Origin of the sequence: Glutamicibacter sp. 2E12, from assembly GCF_050030965.1 — a bacterium.
GTDB lineage: Bacteria > Actinomycetota > Actinomycetes > Actinomycetales > Micrococcaceae > Glutamicibacter.
Genome location: NZ_CP188297.1, coordinates 1,065,113 through 1,084,261, shown reverse-complemented (window position 1 = coordinate 1,084,261; position 19,149 = coordinate 1,065,113). Strand labels below are relative to the sequence as shown.

The window sequence follows — 19,149 nt, the reverse complement described above, 5'->3', positions numbered from 1 at the left end:
CAGGCACTTGGGATCCCCCGTTCGGGGGACCGGCGCGTCAGGACCAGTCGGCGAATCCCGTTTTGTGGGCGAGCACGACAGCTTGCACCCGGTCGCGCACCTGCAGCTTCGACAAGATGCGAGACACATAGGTTTTCACCGTTTCGGGACTGATCACCAGTTGCGCTGCGATCTCCGCGTTGGACAGGCCTTCGGCGATCAGCTGCAGCACTTCGCGTTCGCGCGCGGTCAGCGCCTCGAAGATGGCGGCGTCCTTTGCCGAGGGCCGCAGCCGGTCGCCGAAGCGTCCGATCAAGGAGCGGGTCAGCGCCGGGGCGATAAGCGAGTCACCGGCGGCAATGCTCCGGATGGCCGCGGCCAGTTCCGCGGGCCGGGCATCCTTGAGCAGGAAGCCGCTCGCGCCGGCGCGCAGTGCGTCATACACCAGGCCGTCCAGGGAAAAGGTCGTCACCACCAGGACCCGCGCCGCGTCGGAGGCCTGCGGCCCGGCAATTCTCCGGGTCGCTTCGATTCCGTCCAGCAGCGGCATGCGGATATCCATCACCACGACATCCGGGCGCTCACGGCGGGTGACTCGTACCGCTTCCTCTCCGTCCGCCGCCTCGCCGACAACCACGAGATCGGGTTGGGCGTTGATGATGGTGGAAAATCCGGTGCGCACAAGTTCGTGGTCATCGCAGATGACCACGCGGATTGGCGTGTTCGCTGGAGTGGAGGTCATCGAGGGATCCTCGCTTTGACCACGAACTGCTCAGCGAGCTGTTCGACCTGCAATTGGCCACCGGCCAGTTCCACGCGTTCTCGCATCCCGATGATCCCCCGGCCTCCAGAGTTCGATGCCGAGCCCCTGGCACGGCGGCCGGAACTGGCCACCTCGACCATGATCTCATCCTTGCCGTAGCTGATGCCTACCGTTGCGGCGCCATCGAGCGCATGCTTCAGCGCGTTGGTCAGGCTTTCCTGGACTACCCGGACAACCACCAGTCCCGTAGCCCCGGTGAGCGGGTAGGGCTCGCCTTGCTCCGCGAATTCCACATTCTGGCCGGAAGCCCGTGCCCGGGCGATGACCTCGGCGGCCTGCTGCTCGGCGGGTACCCGCGACTTTTCCGCTTTCCCGTCCAGTGCCCCGAGCAGGCTGCGCAAGTCCGCCAGCGTTTCCGGCCCCCGTCGGCGATGGAAGCCAGCAGCTGCTGCGTCTTGGCATCGAGCTGCGGGTGGAACCCTCCGGCCTCGGTCTGCACCACCATCGCCGTGACATGGTGCGTGACCACATCGTGCAGCTCGTGCGCGATGCGCGTCCGCTCGGCCAGGATGATCTCCCTTTCCAGCATTTCGGCGTGGCGCCGGCGCATCGCGGACTGCGAGCGAAGCCAGGAACCGAAGATCCACAGCGCCGCCAGCATCGCTCCGAAGGCGAAGGCGTCGGGTACCGTGAGCGTGGGGTCAATCCGAATCAGGGCCGCGACAAGCAGGACGTAGCCGGCTAGGAGCAGCGATACGGTCAGCGGCCGGTGCCGTTGCGCCAGCGCGCCGGCGCCTACCAGGGCCACCAGCAGGCCGAGCGCCGCGAACGTGGTGGGGAACCCGAGCAATTGGTAAGCGGCAAACGACGAAAAGGCGAGGGCCAAAGACCAATGCGGCCAGCGGCGCAGTACCGCCACCGAGCCGCCCTGGAGCACGATGAGCGCTATGCCAAGCAGATTCAGCGGGTGATCGGGGGAGTCCGCCAGCTCAAGGCCCTGCCGTGCCACCCCGGGGACGAATGACAAGCCGATGAGCACCGCAGCGGATACGGCGTCCCACTTGAATCCGGCCAGCGGCCAATGCACAGTCTTCACCCCAGAATCGTACACGTGCGCCCAGCGTTGCCACGGGCGAAAGATTATCCAGCAACTCTCCGGCGCCGGATCTCCAGCAGGTGGCCGGTGGGCTTTAAAGAAGACCATGCCGGCGGGACGTGAAGCCAAGGGGGGAACCGTGGCGTCGGCAGCCGGTCCGTGTGCTTGGGATAAGCGCACCACGCGGTATGCGCGCACCTCGTACGGGGCCTTTCGATCCTCGACGGTGGATAGTGCAAAGTGGGCTGTCAGATGAAACTGAGCGTAGTTCCGGTAGCTGCATGCCCAATACTGTTGAACTCTTTTGCCCGTGGCCAAGGGGGTGAGCGGAAAGCTGCCACCCGCTGAATAAATCTTTTATTCGTGAGCTGTATCAAATAGGATTTAGTTATGAAGACCCTGTTCGTTGTTTCTGCCATTCTTTTTGCTGCGTTTTCGGTACTTTCCTTTAGCGGGAATCCGATGGTTGGCATCTTTGCGGCCGTGGCCAGCTTGTCATCGCTGGCAGGTTTCTTCGTGGCTCGAAGCCGCGAGGCGAAAGCCTAGCCAGCTAGCCGCGCGTCGATCAGGCCATGGTGTTCACGGTAAACTCGTGAACTATGGCTATCGGCGCGACTATGCACACCTTTGAAATTCAACTTGCTGATGTGGATCGCGGGGTTTACGGGGATCTTTCGCTGCGAGTGGCGCAGCATCCTTCCGAAACCGATGCCTACCTGGTCACTCGTGTACTGGCCTACTGCCTCGAATATGAAGACGGTATTGCCTTCTCGGCCGGAGGCGTATCCACCGGAGAAGAGCCAGCCATTTTGGTCAAGGACCTGACCGGGCTCATTACCGCGTGGATTGAAGTGGGCGCCCCTGATGCCCAGCGCCTGCATTTGGGCAGCAAGCGGGCAGACCGCACCGCCGTCTACACGCACCGCGATCCTGCCAAGCTTCTGGCTTCTTGGCGTGGCAAGACGATCCACCAGTCGCAAGAGATCATGGTGCGCTCCTTCGACCCCAAGTTCATTGATGCAGCGGGCCAAGCATTGACCCGCCGCAATACCATGTCCGTCTCGGTGACTGAGGGGCAAATCTACCTTGAATTGAACGGGACGAATCTGGAAACCCAGTTCAGCACGCATGAGATTGAGTAGAAAAGCTTAATCTCTGATTCAGCTCAGTGTGGGGTCGCTGTCATCAGCGCGCGGAAACATGGCCGGTGTACACCAATGACACCAACGGAAGTGCTCCATGAAACTGCGCAATATCACCCTTGGCACGGCAACTCTGGCTTTGGCCGTCACCCTGGCCGCTCCTGCCGGAGCTGCTCAGATTGAACCGACTGGATCTGATCCACTGATTATCGGCCACCGCGGAGCCGCAGGTGTGGCACCGGAGAACACCTTGGCGGCCATCAAGGCAGGCAGCCAGTCCGGCGCCGAATTCATCGAGATCGATGTGCAGCTGTCCAAGGACGGAGTACCGTTCATCTTCCATGACGGAACGCCTTCCCGCACCACGAACGTGGCAGAGGTTTTCCCTGACCGCGTCAATGACCCCATCACGTCATTTACCTGGGAAGAACTGCAGCAGCTCGATGCGGGTTCCTACTTCTCAGACGAGTTCGAGGGAACGAAAATTCCCCATTTCGATGAGGTTCCAGGTGCACTGACCGGTGGCACGGGAGTATTCATCGAAATCAAAGATCCAGCCAAGTCCCCTGGCGTGGAGAAGCTGGTAGCCGACGCGCTGGCTGAGGATCCTGAATGGAAGGCACTGGCAGAGGCCAACAAGATCGAGGTCCTCAGCTTCGACGCAGCATCCAACCAGATCTTTGCCCAACTGGCACCTGAAGTACCACTGCAGCAGCTGACCGGAACCGTGCCTTCTGCGGCGGAACTGGCAACCTACGCGACCTACGCGGATTCTTTCGGCACTAGCTACCGCACCCTTGACGCCGCCGGTGCGCAGCGCGTGAAGGACGCAGGCTTGGGCCTGGGCGTCTACACCGTCAACGCCGTCGAAGCAGCCGATGCTGCACTGGCCCTGGGTGTCGAGCGAATCACCGGCGACTTCCCAGCACAGGTGAACCGCCACATCGCTGGCCAGAAGGATTTCCCTGCCAACAATGGCGTGGTGATTGCCAACGCGATCAATGACGTGCCGGGAGATGACATCGCCCCAGAAAATGGCGAGCACGTGATCCTGGAGAACACCGGAAAGCGCACCATCGATGTCAGCGGCTACATCATTCGCGATGCCGCTAACAACATCCTGGAAATTGGCGAAGGATACGAGCTGGAGACAGGCGATCAGCTGCGCGTGTACTCGGGTCCGGGTACCAACAGCGAAGAAGCCTACTACGTGGACGGACCGGGAATCCTGAACAACGGTGGCGACTCGCTGGCGCTGTGGGATGCCAAGGGCAAGCTCACCGATACCTTCGCGAACTAGCTCTAGGCACAGCAAAACCCCGGGGATCATTGATTCCCGGGGTTTTTCTGGCGGTGACTGTGGGATTTGAAACCTTTTAGATTAAGGGCGAGCTTGCAAAAACCGCGTAATTCCGAGCTTTTTGCTCACGTAGAGCGCCCCTCAATCACATTGAATTTAAAGTGAGTGTGCCCAAAATGTGCCCAAAAAATTAGGCAAGGCTGTAAGTGGGAACGAGTCTCTCACCTCGAAACTCGACACGAGAACTAGCGACGTCGGATTGCTATTGGTCAGCATTTGAGATGCGCCGCTATCGTCGTCCGCAATGTTCTGCCTTGGGCTACCCATGGGAAAGCTCCTGGTAGCGTCTCACGCTAAGTTCAAGCATTTTCACGACCTCAAGCAAGAAATAAGCCAGCACGCTGTAGTTGCCGGTTACTCTAAAGGTTGCTCCATATTCATGCTCCGAACCCGGAATTTGCTCTAGCATATGAGAGCTTAAAGTGGCCCAATTCTTACCATGCGCATGTCCGCTGGCCAGTTGCCACAATGCTAGCCAACTAAAGCGGGCAGCCCCGTGAAGACGCTCTATTTGCTTGAGAGTCTTAGTCATGCTTGGAAGTGGCGATTTTCGCAAACTCCATGATCCTAGTTCGGCTTCGCTGGCTATTTCCTGTAACCTCGCGAAGTGAGTTCTCTTGTACTCCCGATGTTCTATCCCCGCGCTTGCGCGGAATGACGAAGCTTTCATTACCTCGTCAAGATGCAGCATGAGCAACCGCTTGATGCGCAACGTGCCGTTGACGGGTTCCATAAGCCACAGCGCAGATGCAAGGCAATCTATCGCATTTCGTATCAGCGCGAAATAGCCATATGGTGCTATTGCTAACGAAACCTCGTCTTCTGATTCTCGTGAAATCATGTGCTCCAACGACTCCAAGCAGCCCGTCGCAACAACCAACTGACTATGCGCATAATTCGATACTCTGCGAGTAGGAACGCGCTGATCATCTTGATCTAGCTTTGATCCAAGTTCTGGAGCTGGCATATTCTCCAGCACCTCAGCTATGCTTGCGGCTCGTCGCAAAAGGCGATATACGAGCTGACTGTGTTCAATCTCTGTAGGGTCATTTTCTGGCACGGGATTATTGGTCATACGCTTAGCGTATATGCGCCCTCCAAGCCGATCATTTTCCCTGAAGACGGCAGTTCTTCGCCGGAATTGGCGTGGACGATAAGCGATGCTCACCCTTGGGTGTCCGCTAGCGCGTAGCACTCCTTGGCTCGCTCGTCTATCCTGTCCTGCGTTTTATGTAGACTCGCCGTAAAACTGTTTGAAGAAAGTGCGCATGAAAACCAAACCGCTAATAATCTTCGCGCTAGCCCTAGCTGTGACATTTCTGCCTATGCCGTGGTGGCTACGCTTTCCAGCTAGCCTGGTTATCCTCGCAACTGCGATTGCCTTCGTGGTGAAAGGCCACAAAGAGGAACTGGGAAAATGACCGTTCGTTACTTGTCGCTGAATGGCGTAGCTCAGCACCTCGGCATTTCTCCGCATACCGCTAAGAAATATGCGGACGAAGGGCGCTTGCCCGCTCCTGACGCGGAAATTGGCGACCCGCCCCGCAACACGCGGGGCTGGTTGCCAGAAACTATCGCCGCTTGGAACGCCTCGCGCCCTGGGCATGGCGGGCGGCCGAAGAAAACCAGTTCATAATGTCGCCGGTTGACGTTAGACTTTTATCAAACATCACTTGGAGGAATTATGTCGCGCTCAGCTAAGCGAATCCTAGGGAACATCTCCGTGCTAGTCGTCCTAGTGGCGCTCGCGACCGTTCTCGTAGTTTCAGCTACAAGCCCGTCACTGTTGAAGAATGACGCGAAGCTGACCGCCGAAGCCAATGCTGGTACGCCGATTGTTCAAGCGCCACGCACTCCGAAGCCAACCCCGGAGGCGGCCGCGTACACTTCAAGCGCACCAAAAACTATGAGCGAGCAAGGCCAGGACTGGGCAGACGAAAAGATCAACCAGTACCTGAACGGAAATGGCGCGCATAGCTTTAATGCTTTCCCCGGCAGTGTCCATGGTGACACGTTACGTTGGAGCTCTCCAGCGGACGGTGAACTATTGATCACTGTGAAGAACGGCTGGCCTTCAAGCGCCCTGGACTCCTACGCTAACCTGTTCCTAATTACAGTCGGGCACGAATCCCCTGAACTAACCAGTGTCACCGTTAAGACTGAAGACAATTCAGTGATTGAAACCGAAACCGACAAGACCCCTTGGGAATAGATCTTGAAAAAAACACTATTGCTTCTCCCTGTGCTGGCCGCTCTCGCGCTCACAGGTTGCTCTGCGGACAATCAGTCAGCGGACGCCAAGCCGAGCGCCACAGCAGCTTCCGGCGCCCCAACGACAGCCAGTGCAACACCAAGTGCAACCACGGAATCCGTTGCACAAACGCCGCACAAGCCAAAAGACACCGGAATAAAGTTCGCTGGCGCATCGGATGAACTGAAAAACTTAGCAATCCAGGAATACGCCGATTGGGACGAATACAACGAAAAGGACTCACACCGATTCCGTGGCGCCTATAAGGCCGGTCACGTGGTGATGCTTCCAGCCAATGATCCCGGCCTGGAAGGGGAGTTCATCAAGATTCTTGAATGGAACGCACCCGCAGAAAACGAGATTGTTGTGCGCATTGAAGGCAATAGCTGGTCGAAAAATGACCTTCGCGTTCCTGGTGACTCCGTATCATGTGCGCTACTAGATCCGAACGGTGAAAATTACTTTGCCACCTTCACAACTGCCAACGGCAAAGTGAGCGCTACGCGGGAATGCCGGAACATGCCACCTGAAGCTAACAGCTAGATCACTTAAATGACGAAAAGTCCCCACACGAGAAATTAACTCGCGTGGGGACTTTTCTATATTGCTCTTAGGTGTTGTAGTTGAGCCACTGCTGCCAGGTCTTCACCACGTTGGCGTCTGCCCAACCGATAGTGCAGCTGTAGCCAGCGCACTTGCCATACATGTAGTTTGGCTTGCCGGTAATACCAAACAGATAGCCAGCTGCGTCGCCCATGGCCGACTTGGTCATTGGGCCAAGCTCTCCATCAAGTTGCCCTTCATAGAAACGGGTGCCATCTGGGAACTTCTGCCACCGTAGGTACTGCTGAATACCCAGAGTGGTCCAATAACCCCACACGCCATCGCAGTCGCGGTTGCTTGCGTAGGCACCGCGTGCCTTCAGCCAGTGCTGAAGATTGACTTTGTTCTGCCAGCTAAACGTACCGTCGATGTTCGGATCGTCCTTGGCCGGATATGTAGCCATTTCAGTGGCTCCGTTCTGCCCATTTTTGGGCGTAAAAGAGCCCGCGCCGGTTGACGCGGGCTATGGATGAAACTTTCAGCCTGTTAAATCAGATCGAAAGTTGTTAAATTGGGATTACGTTCTGCTCCCTGTATCGGGTGTTTGAATCCCCGGCGTTATGGGTTAGCGCCGGGGATTCTTTTTGCCCTAATGCGGACGCTTACGAGCACATGACCTAGTCCGCTGATGCCTTGTATTTGTTAATTGAAGTACCAAGCTTGTTTATGGATTTCGTCATTTCTTTGATAGACCGGCTAACTTGCTGCATGGTTCCTGGTACTATCGCGGATGCACCTCGCCAGTCGTTCATGTCGATGACATATTTCAGTTCAGGTACAGGACCGAATGGCCCATCAGCATTAATAACGAACGTAAAACGCAAATCCTCGTCTTTGTCATTAAGGATTTCCCCGCCGAATCCAAGACCCCAGCTTAGTTCTCGTCCAGGCGCAAGTGATGCGTGTCCTGTGGAGAACCGGCCGATAGCATCCTGCAATAGTTCAGTAGCTGTAGAACCAACTGTCGGCAATGGCCGGTCAGTCTCAATTCGAATATTCTCTGCCAGTGTTTTGCCGCTGTTGCCAACATAGAGCATGAGGTGGGAGCCATCCGTTACGCTGGGGCGAACATCTGCCCAAACGTAAGGCTGAGCATCATCCTTAGCTATTTGTCGCTGCACTTTGACCTGCTCTTGAGCTGCATCGGAAGTATTCTTTGCATGCACTGTCGCAATCAATGCGACGCCCAGTGAGAGCACGGCAATAATTAACATTCCAAAGTCCGTAAAGTTCATACTCGAATCCTTGCGTTTAAATAGGCGAGATGTCTAGCGCCCCGCCTGTAGAGCTCAAAACACGTCAAAAAATGTCCATATGCCTAAAACAGGGCATTCTTGAAAAGCTGAACTGACATAGGGAAATGCTCGGGGGGAGAAAAAAGCTATGCCGGAGGGGCTAGCCTTCGACTGCTCTCTAACCCCCTCCCCCTACCCTTTTTGACGGGGCTGTGTGGCTTTACCATTGGCGACTGGTGCGAAGTGGCGTAGTTATGTCGGCTTTGGTGTTTGCGTTGCTCTGCTGGGCGCTGGTGGCTTGTGCTGGGTCGATGGTTACAGCGCGACCTAGTTGTATGTTGCGCCCTAGCTTTGCGCCCATGCGTCTGTTGCATCCTGCGCAGATGACGCGAAGGTTTGAAGCTGCGTTGGTTCCTCCGAGTGCAACGGGCGTGATGTGGTCTACTTCGGGTCGGTTGGGGTATTGCCGGTTATCCCAGTCCAGGGTGTTGTTGCATAGTGGGCAGGTTGTTTGCCCGTTGGCGCGTGCGTGCTTCAGGTGGTAGTTGCGCACGAATCGCCATTGGTTGCTGCCTGTGCGATTGCTGGCCATTGGTTGCTCTTTGGTAGTGCGAACGGCCAGCCTCCGTGTGTGGAGGCTGGCCATTGCGGGGCCGGGCTGTGTGCTAGTTGCGGGCTTCGTACATGAGGTTCTGAACTACTACGGGTTCGCCGCCGTCGAGTTCGGCTAGGGCTTCAGCTTCGGCCTTGCGGTATTCGCTGAACTCTTCGCCGTGGGTTGCCGTGTGCCATTCGTTGGCAGTTGGGAACCATAGTGAGTGTTGCTGATCTAGGACTTGCACCCACCATTGCAGGTTGTCGGTGGCAATGTTGCCCTTGAAGCCGGGCAAGGTCATGTATGCGGCTTCATCCGTGAAGGCTTCGGGCGCGTAGAGCATTGAGCGAAGCTGGCAAGCTTCATCAAGGGTCGCTGCAATGTGTGCGTTGGCTTCGATTAGTGCGGCGTGCGTGAAGTCCTTCGCATTCACTGCAATGTCTAGGTTCCACTGCTTGCCGGGGTGCTCTTCGATCAGTGCGATTAGCTCGGCCAGGGCGGGGAAGAATAGCTTTTCTCCGATTTGGCGGGTGATGTGGTCGGCATTGTCGTTGACGGCTTGAAGGTAGTTTGCGCGGGCAATTTCTTCAACACGTTCGGTTAGTGAACCAAACGTCTGGTTCCACGCTGTATATCGTGCGAGGTGCTTCATGGGGTCTTCCCCGTCAATGACTGCCAGCGCGGCATTGTCGAGATTTTGGCTGTGTTGGTTGCCAAGTTCCGTAACACGTTGTTTAGCTTTGGTGAGGGTGTTAATGAAGCCGTCATGCATGATTTGGGGCGCGTTGATTTCATGCTTCTTCACTGCCTGGCTGATGCTGCGAAGGCGTCGTGGAAGTCCGCGATTGAGGCCGGGGTACTTTGGGTTTGCGTCGGTGTTTTCGGTGAGCTGGAAGTTTTTCGGGCGGTAGGACTCTTCGATTGCCGGGTTATTGATCTGCTCTGCGCTGCTCATGGTTTCCTCGGTGTTGTCGGTGGCTGGGCGGCTGAAGTCTGGGTTGGTCATTTGTTGGCCTTTCAAATGGTGTGGCGGTTGGTTTCAGCTCGGGCGCTGAAGTAGGGGCGGGCAGTGCGGGATATGCGCTGGGCAACTGACACCATTAGGTCAGGGGCTAGCCCGTCGAGTAGTTCGGTGTCCTCTTCATCGAGGCCGTAGCTATCGGCAATTTTGTATTGCAAGTCTTCAAGGCTTTCTTCGCTCATTGGGTCATTCGCTTTCTGCTGGGCTGGTCGGTAGGGGTATTTCTTCGGTTCCATCGGCTGCAGTGAGTCGCGGGCGGGTTGCTGTACTGATTCTTTGAATGTTGTTCCCGTGCGATTCAATCCGGCGTACTGGTTCTAGGTCTGGCAGGTTCTCGGCCGCGTCAACGATTCGGTCAGCCAGGGCGAAGGCTTCGGCTTTAGTCAGGTGCGCCGCGATGCCTGCGAAGCCGAATAGAACGATTCCGCTGATGTGTTCGTCGCCTCGGGTGTTCCACACGTCTTTGTAGATTCGTGAGATGTGCGGGCGAAAGTCAGGTTGCATTAGTTGCCTTCCTCGGTGCAATAGTGTTCGAGCATTCGGCGCTCTGCGGATTCGGCGCGTGCCTTCCAGTAGTTCGCGTTTTGTTCCCAGTGCTTGGCACGTTCCCACAAGACGGCCGCTTGGGTAGGTTCCGGCCAGTGCTCGGATTGCAAAGTTTTGTCGGTGTAGACGTAGGCCATGGCGGTCAGTCCTCCTGCTCGGCAATATCAGCGAGAAAATGTAGTTCGCTGTGCAGCTCTGAGTTTTTGATTCCTTGGGCTACGTGGTCGGCTGCGCGGCGAAGCAAGCTCACGACTTGTTCAGTGCTGTTGGGGTCGATCATTTGCGTGTCCTTTGGGTAAAGCATTGGAGGCCACCTGAAGCGGGTTAGCGCTCCGGGTAGCCTCCATTTGTTGAAGGTTCGGTTAGAGGATTTTCGTTTATGGCCCCGCTTGCTCCAACAGACGGGGAACTGGCGCAAGTCGGGGTGAAGCGCTTCAGAGGTTTGTCCTCCCGCGATATGGTCGGCGCTTGTGCGCAGTAGCTTCACAACCTGCGCCCGGTTCAAGGGGTCAAAGGTTAGGCTGCATTTCCCTTGCACTGTCGTGCGAGGTTGGCGGCTTCAATGACTCGCTGAGTCAGCGATAGATCAGGATTCGACTCTTCTACGGTGGCCACTAGCCCGGCTCCGTTGTCTTTAAGAGTTTGAAGGAAGTCACGGGCGGCGGCGTATCGTTGCTCAATCGAAATTTCAGATTCATCATCGACGGAATCAAATTTCGAGTTGCGCGCCTCTAAACTTGCGTCCAAAAGCCGATTGTTTTCCTCCCAGTTGTTCCTAGGTGTTCCTTGGGTATTCCTTGGGGTAGCTAAATTGGCTACAGGTTGGGTAGCTGATTTGGCTACACCCTGCGTAGCTGATTCGGCTACAGGTTGTGTAGCCGATTTGGCTACGCTCGATGCCGGTTTAGCTTCATTCTGAGTAGCTGAATTAGCTACCCACGGGAGAGAGCGCTTTACGGGTTTCCACTGGACAGAGCGACCCTTGCCCACAGGCTCAAAAGTGGTTTCGAGGTCCAGAGATAGCGCATAGTTTGCACGAATGCCGGTTCGAGCTTGACCGCTAGACACGATTGCACCGGCCTTACGCAGGCCGCTTAGAATCTTCATGACGCTTGCCCGAACTGATTCGGGGTTTGCAGTGCCCCGGCTCAGTCCGATAGCCGTAGCCATGTCTTGGAGGTCGCCAAAAAATACGGGCGGGCAATCCTTATCTAGAGAGATGTTCGCCATGTAAACCAGTGCCAGCAATTCGCGTTGTGTCAGGCCCGACGCGGGCCAATTTACAAACACCTTGGCAACGTTGGTAGCTCCCATGCGCTCACCCCCTCTTTGATGCGTCGGTAATAGTGGTTCCTTGGTTTTTAGGCGTGCTCTGCTGGCACGAGGCGGTAAAGGGTCAGCGTTGCCCGTAGCCCGGCGATGTGAGCACGGCTAACAGCTTTTTCGGCCGGGGCAAGCGATAGGTAAATGCGGCGGCGATGCCGGGGCGGTACGTGGCCGCCCTGAAGCTTGGGCTGGCACTCGACCACGACGGCATAAACACCGTCCATGTTCGGCAACTCGGGTTCAGCGGGATTAGTAGACAATCGGTGCTCCTGCGACTAAAGCGATGATTTGGGGGATGATGACCAGGGCGAGGAAAATGCCCATGTAGAAGACGGTGCGGACTGCGATTTGAATCGTCTTATGCATTGTTTGCCCCGCCGTTCGGGATGAAGCCGAGCGAGGCATAAGCGTTGAACAATGCTTTGACGTCAACTGCAGTGTCGAGAGCGTAGCGAATGAGCTGGTGAACCGTAGTTCGTTCGGACGCGCCCCACTCGATCAAGCGGGCGTGCAATTCGTCTTCGGAGTATTCGGGCTCTTCGGACGCTTCTACGGGCTTAGGTTCATCTGGGGCGGTGTCGGCGTGCGCAATGAAGCGCGGGCGAATGTGTTCGACCTGTGGGCTGATGCGGTAGAAGCCGACGTAACCGAATTCATCTTCAGTAGACGCGACGCGGTAGAGTTCGCCGGTTTCGGTATCGCGCACAATGTCGCCGGGCTTGAAGGTAGAGTTAGACATGAAATCACGTTCTTTCTGAGTGTTGGTTTCGTTGGCCGTAGCGGTGACTTTGGCGAGTCCGCTACGGTCTTTTCTCTGCTTTGGCTAACGTCGTTTACACACAACATGCTTCAGCCTCGCGCCGTGCCCGGTAATCGGCTAGATACTGCTCTAGCACTACGTTTTGTACTGCGTTCTCGCCCGTCGTGTCGGCATAGGTAAGAGCGATTTTCTCGGCTGGTGCCGAGCGTTGAGCCTCTGAGGAAAATTCACTGAGCATAATCCCTTGCGCCAAACGGTGCGCCGTTCGATCTGAGATAGGTTCTCCCGTGTCGGCGTAACGCTTGCGGAGCTCACGTTTCAACTGGACAAAACTTGTTTTGGGCATGGCGAACTTTCTTTCTAGAGCCCTGGGGCTTGCCGCCAAACGGCGGGCTTTTGCGCTGCTGGTTTTACTGTTGTTCTCGCTCTAGGTGCGGTCTCGCGTCTGCTGGTCGAGCCAAGCTTGAACATCTGTAACTCGGTAGCGGACTTGCTTGCCGAGCTTGATGAATCGCGGCCCCTTGCCCATGTGTCGCATTTGAGCCAACGCCGGTACGGATAGCCCTAACCATTCGCTCAGTCCTGCTGGCGGTAGAAGCTTGTCGGCTTCTGTGCTGGTAATCGCGGTCAAAGTTCCTCCTGATGATATTGGTCTTATTGCTGGTAGGGATAATCATTAATCATAGACATGGCTAATGTCAACCCACAGAGGAACATGTAGGATATTCCCATGAGTGATATTGATGAAAAGGGGCAAGAGTCCGAATCTACTTACGTTCGGTTCGGTGAGATTGTCCGCAATCTGAGGATGAAAGCTGGACTGACTCAAACACAGTTATCTAAGGCCTTGGCTGAGTATGGATTGGACATGCGGCAGAACACCATAACCAAGCTCGAAAAGGGCGCTCGTCCAACTACCCTGAAAGAATGTATTGCCCTTGCGCAAGCGTTGGGGATGCAGCCAGCAGAACTATTTCAACAGGCGTTCCCTGCGACCGCCGTGCACTCGAATGAGCTTCAACGACTGCTTGCAAAGGAGGCGCAACTTGACAGAGAACTCGATGAAGTCGAATCTCAAGTATCGAAGACGTCCGAAAAGCTTGAAGCATTGAGGCTGGCTCATTCGAAGCTGGTAGAACAAATCTGGCACGTTCGGCATGAGATTATGCAGCTTGAGGGCTCCGCAAATGGCGACGATTGAGGGCTACGAGACTAAAGCCGGTCGCCGGTACATGGTGCGCTATCGCAAACCTGACCGAACTACGACAAAAAAGCGCGGCTTTAAAACTAAGCGCGATGCCAACCTATTTTTGGCGTCGGTAGAGGTCGATAAGGCTACGGGCGCATTCATTGACCCGGCGCTAGCCAATAAGACCATTGCCGAGCTGGGGCCGTCCTGGTTGGAACGAAAGCAAGGGCTGAAACCTTCGGCATATCGTCCGCTAGAGATTGCTTGGCGCGTGCATGTCGAACCGGTCTGGGGAAAGTTCCCAATCTCGAAAATCGTCTTTACAGACGTGCAAGCATGGGTAACCAATCTGTCAATTGGTGATGAGAAAGCGAAGCCCGCCAAGAAGCCCAAATCAGCGACAACGGTTATTCGCGCATACGGTGTGCTGGCCGCGATTCTTGATGACGCCGTTAAAGATCGACGGCTCCAGGCTAACCCGGCGCGAGGTGTCGACCTTCCGCGCAAGTCCAAGAAAGAACATGTGTTCTTGAGCCATGAGCAAGTGCGAGACCTGGCCGATAACTCTAAGTATCCTGCGCTAATCCGCGTGCTGGCCTATTGCGGGTTGCGCTGGGGCGAAGTTACCGGGCTGCGCGTGCAAGACGTAGATATGATTCGGCGCCGGTTCAACGTCAATCAAAACGCTGTAGACGTTGGCGGGAAAATTAAAGTAGGCACACCGAAAAGCCATGAGCGCCGGTCGGTTCCGTTTCCCGAGTTCCTTGCCCCGGCGATTGGTGAAGCGTGCAAGGGCAAACACCGCGAGGATTTGGTTTTCCCGAATCCTGATGGAACATACCTGCGGGCTATTAGTGGGGGCAGCGGGCGCGGTAGCTGGTTCCTCAAGGCAGTTCAGCGCGCCGGGGTTCCGCGAGTCACGCCTCACGACTTGCGCCACACGGCTGCAAGCTTCGCCGTGAGTGCCGGGGCGAACGTGAAAGCGGTTCAAAGAATGCTCGGCCATAGCTCCGCGTCAATGACGTTGGACGTGTACGCGGAACTGTTCGATGACGATTTAGACGGCGTAGCGGTAGCTTTGAATCATGTCGTGTCACAAATGGGTGTGCCCAAAACGTGCCCAAATCCTGCCTGAGAAAACAAAAAAGACCTTGAAACACCTATTTGACTAGGCATTTCAAGGTCTTTCTCTTGGCGGTGACGGTGGGATTTGAACCCACGGTACGGGGTTACCGTACACAACATTTCGAGTGTTGCACCTTCGGCCGCTCGGACACGTCACCAGACCTGATAACTCTATAACGAACATCAGGCGAAAACAAAAACGAGAGCGCTGTTTTTGGCCTGAAGTGTTCCGAAACACATCAACGTCGGTTTCTAGCCGCGCTTGCTCCGGAAGAATTCACGCAACAGGTCACCGCATTCTTCTTCCTTGACCCGCGAGTACACCTCGACCCAATGGTTCAATCGCGGTTCACGGACGATATCGAAGACCGAGCCGCACGCGCCGGCCTTCTCGTCCCAGGCCCCGAAGACCAATTTGGGAATGCGCGAAAGGACTATTGCCCCGGCGCACATGGCGCAGGGCTCAAGGGTCACCACCAGGGTGCAGTCGGATAAGCGCCAGCCATCATCTTGTCCCTTGGCTTCCAAGGCCTTGACCGCATTGCGAATGGCGACCACCTCGGCATGCGCCGTGGGGTCCTTGATGGCCTCGCGCTCGTTGCGTCCGGTGGCCAGGACTTCGCCTTCGGGGGAGAGGATGACGGCGCCGATGGGTACGTCATCAGTGGCCAGCGCTTCGCGCGCTTCAGCCAAGGCGAGGTCCATCCAAGCATCAAATTCGTGCACCATAGTGCTTTCACTTTACGTGTTTTGGGACGGTAGCCGGGCGCCCGGAGTGTGGTGCACTGCGCACTGCACTGAAGTTTGCTGTTTCCTTGGGCACACCAAAGTGCTTTAACGGCGGGAAATCGGGGATATCTCTCGATTTGCCTGAGTCGGTGCTGATAGATTTCTACTTATGCGCGTACAGGTAGTCGACCACCCACTGGTGGCACACAAGGTTTCGGTTCTTCGTGATAAGAACACCCCATCCTCGATTTTCCGCCAGCTGACCGACGAACTGGTCACCCTGCTGGCTTATGAGGCAACCCGCGAGGTGAAAACCGAAAACGTTGAGGTGCAGACCCCGGTCGCCACCACCACCGGTACCTCCATTGCCAAGCCGACCCCGCTGGTTGTCCCCATCCTGCGCGCCGGCCTGGGCATGCTCGAAGGCATGACCCGCCTGGTTCCGACCGCTGAGGTCGGCTTCCTGGGCATGGCCCGCAACGAGGCAACCCTGGACATCATCACCTACGCTGACCGCGTGCCAAATGACTTGGCCGGCCGCCAAGTGTTCGTGCTGGATCCGATGCTGGCCACCGGCGGCACCCTGGCCGAGGCCATCAAGTTCATCTTCGAACGCGGCGCAGAATCCGTTACCTGCATTTGCCTGATCGCTGCCCCTGAGGGCATCGAGCGTCTGAAGGAAATCCACGGTGGCGATCATCGCGTGCACATCGTGCTGGCAGCGATGGACGAAAAGCTGGACGAGAAGTCCTACATCATCCCAGGCCTGGGCGATGCCGGCGACCGCCTGTATGGCGTGACCCCGCCCATCGCCTAGTTCCAGCTAAGCGATGTGCCCGAAGGCTGCGGTGACTACACCGCAGCCTTCGGCGTTTCTTCACCGGTTTCGGGCGTGTCCAACGGAAGCCGGACCTCGAAGACGGTATCTCCTGGCTGGGAGGTGACCGTGACGGTGCCCCCGTGGGCTTCGACGATGCTCTTGGCGATCGGCAGGCCCAGCCCGGTCGTGCCATCGGAGCCAGAACGCGCCTTGTCGGCGCGGGTGAAACGTTCGAAGACCCGAGGCAGGAATTCCGGGGCAATGCCCTCACCGGTGTCGTGAACCCGGATGATGGCTTCATCGGTGTCTTCGTCTTGGTCCACCGAAACGGTGACGGTGTTTCCGGCCGTCGTGTGCTTGCGGGCGTTGGCCAAGAGGTTGGTGATCACCCGGCGAAGCGAGGCCGAGTCGCCATTGACAATGGTCTGCGGCGCCTGGCAGTCGAACTCCCAATGGTGGTCGCTCGCGGTGAGCTTGAAGTCCTCGGTGATATCCGATGTCAGCGAGCACAGGTCAATTTCGCTGCGTTTGAACGCATTCTCCTCATCCAGCCGAGCCAGGAGCAGCAGATTCTCAACCAGTGAGCTCATTCGGCTGCTTTGCTGCAGAACGCGGTCCACCGAGCGCTGCCCGTCCGGGGAGAAATGCTCAGTGGCCGAGAGCAGCTCGGTGTAGCCGCGGATCGCCGAGAGCGGAGTGCGCAGTTCGTGCGAGGCATCGGCGACAAATTGGCGCATCTGGGCCTGGGACTTCTCGCGGGCGGTCAGTGCGGTGGAGACGTTGCTGATCATCGCGTTCAGCGCATTGCCGACATTGCCCACCTCGGTACCGGGGACTGCATCTTGCGCCGGGACGCGCTGGGTCAGGTCCACCTTTCCTGAATCAAGCTCTTCGGCGGCAACCGAAGCAGCCACGGTGGCCACGCGCTTCAGCGAGGCAAGCGAGCGGGAGATCAGCCACGAACCGGCCAGGCCCGCACCGGCGATCAGGATCAAGGCGATGAACAGCGTCAGCCAGGCCATGCCGCGCAACGCCAGATCGGTGCTGTGCAGGGGCAATCCGACAATCAGGATGCCGTTGGATCCAGAGTCCTTGACTGCGACGAGGTAATAGTCGCCCACAGTCAGGTGGGCACGTACCGGCTTGAACTGCCCGCCGGCACGCAACGTGCTCAGCTCCAGATCCACCATCGGGATGGCATCTTCCTGGCTCAGCTGCTTCAGCACGCCGGTGCGTTCGTCCAGCACCCCGCCGTTGAAGACGTATTTGTCGACGAACCGCGCGGTCAGCGTGCCGGCGGACTGGCCGGGGGCATCAAGCCGGGAGTTCACCGCTGGTGCACCCTGCGAATAATTCAGCGCGCGTTCGGTGGTGAGCCGCAGCTGGCTGTTGAGCTGGTCCATCAAGGTCTGGCGCATGCCCGCGTTATAGAGCAGGCCGAGCAAGACAGATACGGCGGTGACCGAGGTCAGCAGGATGAGCAGCAGTTTGCGCTGCAGCGCGTGCGGCGAGCTCACCCTGGTATTCGGGGAAAAGAAACTCATGCAGCCGGCTTCAGCACGTAGCCAACGCCACGCACGGTGTGGATCATCGGTTCCGCGTCAACGTCAATCTTCTTGCGCAGGTACGAGATGTACAGTTCGACGATGTTCGCCTGGCCGTCGAAATCGTAGTGCCAGACGTTGTCCAGGATCTGCGACTTGGATACCACGCGGCGGGCGTTGTTCATCAGGTAGCTGAGCAGGTCGAATTCGGTGGCGGTCAGCGAAATTTCGCGGCCTGCGCGGGATACGTCGTGCGAGTCCATGTTCAGCACCAGATCGCCGACGACCAATTCAGCGGAATCCGCAGTGGCCGCACCGGAACGTTCCACGAGTCTGTGCAATCGGATCAGGACCTCTTCGAGGCTGAAGGGCTTGGCGACGTAGTCGTCTGCACCGGCCCCCAGGCCCTCGATACGGTCTTCAACCGCGTCCTTGGCAGTGAGGAAAAGTACGGGGATTTCAGGGAAGTGGGTGCGCACCTTGCGCAACACCTCGGGGCCGTCGAACCCAGGCAGCATCCAGTCGAGAACCAGTACGTCCGGCGCTAGGGAGCGAGCGGTGGCTACTGCTTCGGGCCCATCGTGGGCCATCGTGGCTTCCCAGCCGAGCATGCGGGTTCCCATGGCGACCAATTCCGCCAATGAAGGTTCATCATCGACCACGAGAACTTTGATTGCCGTGCCATCAGGGTGAGTCAGCCGGGGCAATTGCGAAGGGGAGAATCGTGATTCATTCATGTTAATCAGCTTGTCCTATTGCCATGGGCCGAGAATATGTTTTTGCTGTGTGCCAGCTATGACTATAAGTCGATTTTATGCGGGGAAAACCCGAACCGATAGTGGTTAATTTGGTCAACCCCTAAGAACGACGAATGATTGAAGCGTGGACGGACCATAGTGATGAATGAATATTCAGGCCTATGAATGGACCGGACATAATGACGAAGTTCTATTGATATGTTGACCATATTGTTTAGTTAAGCGCTTAGGTAGCCTAGAATTGTCTAAAGTGTTGTGCGTCACGTTTGGAAACATTCGTCTCACTATGTGGACGCAGGTGTTCATT

General features: G+C 56.9%; 26 protein-coding genes and 1 tRNA gene. 8 read left to right on the top strand and 19 right to left on the bottom strand.

Annotation, left to right across the window (positions count from 1 at the left end):
* Positions 1 to 37: 37 nt before the first annotated feature.
* The 3 genes from ACP3TE_RS04985 to ACP3TE_RS04975 are packed head-to-tail and all read right to left on the bottom strand — an operon-like array spanning position 38 to position 1,838.
* On the bottom strand, positions 38 to 721 hold the full coding sequence (locus ACP3TE_RS04985) for a response regulator transcription factor (protein ID WP_332489276.1): 684 nt from the start codon (positions 719 to 721) through the stop codon (positions 38 to 40).
* Positions 718 to 981 (bottom strand): ATP-binding protein, encoded by a 264-nt coding sequence (locus tag ACP3TE_RS04980; RefSeq protein ID WP_402697387.1) that lies wholly within the window; start codon positions 979 to 981, stop codon positions 718 to 720. Before ACP3TE_RS04980 ends, ACP3TE_RS04985 begins: the two co-directional genes overlap by 4 nt.
* A complete protein-coding gene (locus ACP3TE_RS04975) occupies positions 966 to 1,838 on the bottom strand; it encodes a histidine kinase (protein WP_426735598.1) in 873 nt (290 codons plus the stop codon). Before ACP3TE_RS04975 ends, ACP3TE_RS04980 begins: the two co-directional genes overlap by 16 nt.
* Positions 1,839 to 2,228: 390 nt before the next feature.
* Here ACP3TE_RS04975 and ACP3TE_RS04970 point away from each other — a divergent pair, with 390 nt between their 5' ends.
* The 3 genes from ACP3TE_RS04970 to ACP3TE_RS04960 all read left to right on the top strand — a co-directional run bounded on the left by ACP3TE_RS04970 (position 2,229) and on the right by ACP3TE_RS04960 (position 4,280).
* Entirely contained in the window at positions 2,229 to 2,384 is a 156-nt protein-coding gene (locus ACP3TE_RS04970) for a hypothetical protein (RefSeq protein WP_332504555.1), read from the top strand.
* 53 nt (positions 2,385 to 2,437) lie between these two features.
* Positions 2,438 to 2,980, top strand: coding sequence for a YaeQ family protein (locus ACP3TE_RS04965; RefSeq protein ID WP_332504557.1), 543 nt, complete (start codon positions 2,438 to 2,440; stop codon positions 2,978 to 2,980).
* Positions 2,981 to 3,077: 97 nt separating this feature from the next.
* Positions 3,078 to 4,280: a glycerophosphodiester phosphodiesterase family protein gene (locus tag ACP3TE_RS04960; protein ID WP_426735596.1), complete on the top strand. Its 1,203-nt coding sequence runs from the start codon at positions 3,078 to 3,080 to the stop codon at positions 4,278 to 4,280.
* A 319-nt stretch (positions 4,281 to 4,599) separates the two neighbouring features.
* Here ACP3TE_RS04960 and ACP3TE_RS04955 read toward each other — a convergent pair whose 3' ends face one another.
* Positions 4,600 to 5,415 (bottom strand): hypothetical protein, encoded by an 816-nt coding sequence (locus ACP3TE_RS04955; protein ID WP_426735594.1) that lies wholly within the window; start codon positions 5,413 to 5,415, stop codon positions 4,600 to 4,602.
* A gap of 711 nt (positions 5,416 to 6,126) precedes the next feature.
* On the opposite strand from ACP3TE_RS04955, the gene ACP3TE_RS04950 reads away from it, so the two are divergent.
* Positions 6,127 to 6,552 (top strand): hypothetical protein, encoded by a 426-nt coding sequence (locus tag ACP3TE_RS04950; RefSeq protein WP_426735593.1) that lies wholly within the window; start codon positions 6,127 to 6,129, stop codon positions 6,550 to 6,552.
* A gap of 3 nt (positions 6,553 to 6,555) precedes the next feature.
* A complete protein-coding gene (locus tag ACP3TE_RS04945) occupies positions 6,556 to 7,134 on the top strand; it encodes a hypothetical protein (protein ID WP_426735591.1) in 579 nt (192 codons plus the stop codon).
* Positions 7,135 to 7,201: 67 nt separating this feature from the next.
* On the opposite strand, the gene ACP3TE_RS04940 is transcribed toward ACP3TE_RS04945, so the two are convergent.
* The 11 genes from ACP3TE_RS04940 to ACP3TE_RS04890 form a co-directional block, all read right to left on the bottom strand.
* Entirely contained in the window at positions 7,202 to 7,597 is a 396-nt protein-coding gene (locus ACP3TE_RS04940; RefSeq protein WP_426735589.1) for a hypothetical protein, read from the bottom strand.
* A 214-nt stretch (positions 7,598 to 7,811) separates the two neighbouring features.
* Positions 7,812 to 8,429 (bottom strand): hypothetical protein, encoded by a 618-nt coding sequence (locus tag ACP3TE_RS04935; RefSeq protein WP_426735586.1) that lies wholly within the window; start codon positions 8,427 to 8,429, stop codon positions 7,812 to 7,814.
* Between the two features lie 220 nt (positions 8,430 to 8,649).
* Positions 8,650 to 9,021, bottom strand: a complete 372-nt coding sequence (locus ACP3TE_RS04930; protein WP_426735585.1) for an HNH endonuclease — start codon at positions 9,019 to 9,021, stop codon at positions 8,650 to 8,652.
* A 73-nt stretch (positions 9,022 to 9,094) separates the two neighbouring features.
* Entirely contained in the window at positions 9,095 to 10,030 is a 936-nt protein-coding gene (locus tag ACP3TE_RS04925) for a hypothetical protein (RefSeq protein ID WP_426735583.1), read from the bottom strand.
* Positions 10,031 to 10,041: 11 nt separating this feature from the next.
* Positions 10,042 to 10,227: a hypothetical protein gene (locus ACP3TE_RS04920; protein ID WP_426735581.1), complete on the bottom strand. Its 186-nt coding sequence runs from the start codon at positions 10,225 to 10,227 to the stop codon at positions 10,042 to 10,044.
* Positions 10,228 to 10,231: 4 nt separating this feature from the next.
* Complete coding sequence (locus ACP3TE_RS04915; RefSeq protein ID WP_426735580.1) at positions 10,232 to 10,549, bottom strand: hypothetical protein; 318 nt, start codon at positions 10,547 to 10,549, stop codon at positions 10,232 to 10,234.
* Positions 10,549 to 10,728, bottom strand: a complete 180-nt coding sequence (locus ACP3TE_RS04910; RefSeq protein ID WP_426735578.1) for a hypothetical protein — start codon at positions 10,726 to 10,728, stop codon at positions 10,549 to 10,551. Before ACP3TE_RS04910 ends, ACP3TE_RS04915 begins: the two co-directional genes overlap by 1 nt.
* A 5-nt stretch (positions 10,729 to 10,733) precedes the next feature.
* The gene (locus ACP3TE_RS04905; RefSeq protein WP_426735576.1) at positions 10,734 to 10,871 is read right to left on the bottom strand and encodes a hypothetical protein; all 138 of its coding nucleotides are present in this window, start codon (positions 10,869 to 10,871) and stop codon (positions 10,734 to 10,736) included.
* A 236-nt stretch (positions 10,872 to 11,107) separates the two neighbouring features.
* Positions 11,108 to 11,905: a hypothetical protein gene (locus ACP3TE_RS04900; RefSeq protein WP_426735574.1), complete on the bottom strand. Its 798-nt coding sequence runs from the start codon at positions 11,903 to 11,905 to the stop codon at positions 11,108 to 11,110.
* Positions 11,906 to 12,275: 370 nt separating this feature from the next.
* Positions 12,276 to 12,656, bottom strand: a complete 381-nt coding sequence (locus tag ACP3TE_RS04895; protein WP_426735572.1) for a hypothetical protein — start codon at positions 12,654 to 12,656, stop codon at positions 12,276 to 12,278.
* A 448-nt stretch (positions 12,657 to 13,104) separates the two neighbouring features.
* Positions 13,105 to 13,308: a helix-turn-helix transcriptional regulator gene (locus tag ACP3TE_RS04890; RefSeq protein WP_426735570.1), complete on the bottom strand. Its 204-nt coding sequence runs from the start codon at positions 13,306 to 13,308 to the stop codon at positions 13,105 to 13,107.
* Positions 13,309 to 13,407: 99 nt separating this feature from the next.
* Here ACP3TE_RS04890 and ACP3TE_RS04885 point away from each other — a divergent pair, with 99 nt between their 5' ends.
* Both ACP3TE_RS04885 and ACP3TE_RS04880 read left to right on the top strand, forming a co-directional pair.
* Positions 13,408 to 13,878 (top strand): helix-turn-helix domain-containing protein, encoded by a 471-nt coding sequence (locus ACP3TE_RS04885; protein WP_426735568.1) that lies wholly within the window; start codon positions 13,408 to 13,410, stop codon positions 13,876 to 13,878.
* A complete protein-coding gene (locus ACP3TE_RS04880; protein WP_426735566.1) occupies positions 13,865 to 15,001 on the top strand; it encodes a tyrosine-type recombinase/integrase in 1,137 nt (378 codons plus the stop codon). The genes ACP3TE_RS04885 and ACP3TE_RS04880 overlap by 14 nt, the downstream gene beginning before the upstream one ends.
* A gap of 57 nt (positions 15,002 to 15,058) precedes the next feature.
* Here the strand turns inward: ACP3TE_RS04880 and ACP3TE_RS04875 are convergent.
* A tRNA-Ser gene (locus ACP3TE_RS04875) sits at positions 15,059 to 15,149 on the bottom strand.
* 94 nt (positions 15,150 to 15,243) lie between these two features.
* Positions 15,244 to 15,720 carry a tRNA adenosine(34) deaminase TadA gene (gene tadA, locus ACP3TE_RS04870; RefSeq protein ID WP_105658823.1) on the bottom strand — a complete coding sequence of 159 codons (477 nt, stop codon included), beginning with the start codon at positions 15,718 to 15,720 and terminating at the stop codon, positions 15,244 to 15,246.
* 169 nt (positions 15,721 to 15,889) lie between these two features.
* Here tadA and upp point away from each other — a divergent pair, with 169 nt between their 5' ends.
* Positions 15,890 to 16,537 (top strand): uracil phosphoribosyltransferase, encoded by a 648-nt coding sequence (gene upp, locus ACP3TE_RS04865; protein WP_105658822.1) that lies wholly within the window; start codon positions 15,890 to 15,892, stop codon positions 16,535 to 16,537.
* A 35-nt stretch (positions 16,538 to 16,572) separates the two neighbouring features.
* Here the strand turns inward: upp and ACP3TE_RS04860 are convergent, their stop codons facing one another.
* Positions 16,573 to 18,084, bottom strand: a complete 1,512-nt coding sequence (locus ACP3TE_RS04860; RefSeq protein ID WP_105662484.1) for a sensor histidine kinase — start codon at positions 18,082 to 18,084, stop codon at positions 16,573 to 16,575.
* A complete protein-coding gene (locus tag ACP3TE_RS04855) occupies positions 18,081 to 18,821 on the bottom strand; it encodes a response regulator transcription factor (protein WP_105658820.1) in 741 nt (246 codons plus the stop codon). Before ACP3TE_RS04855 ends, ACP3TE_RS04860 begins: the two co-directional genes overlap by 4 nt.
* Positions 18,822 to 19,149: the final 328 nt, after the last annotated feature.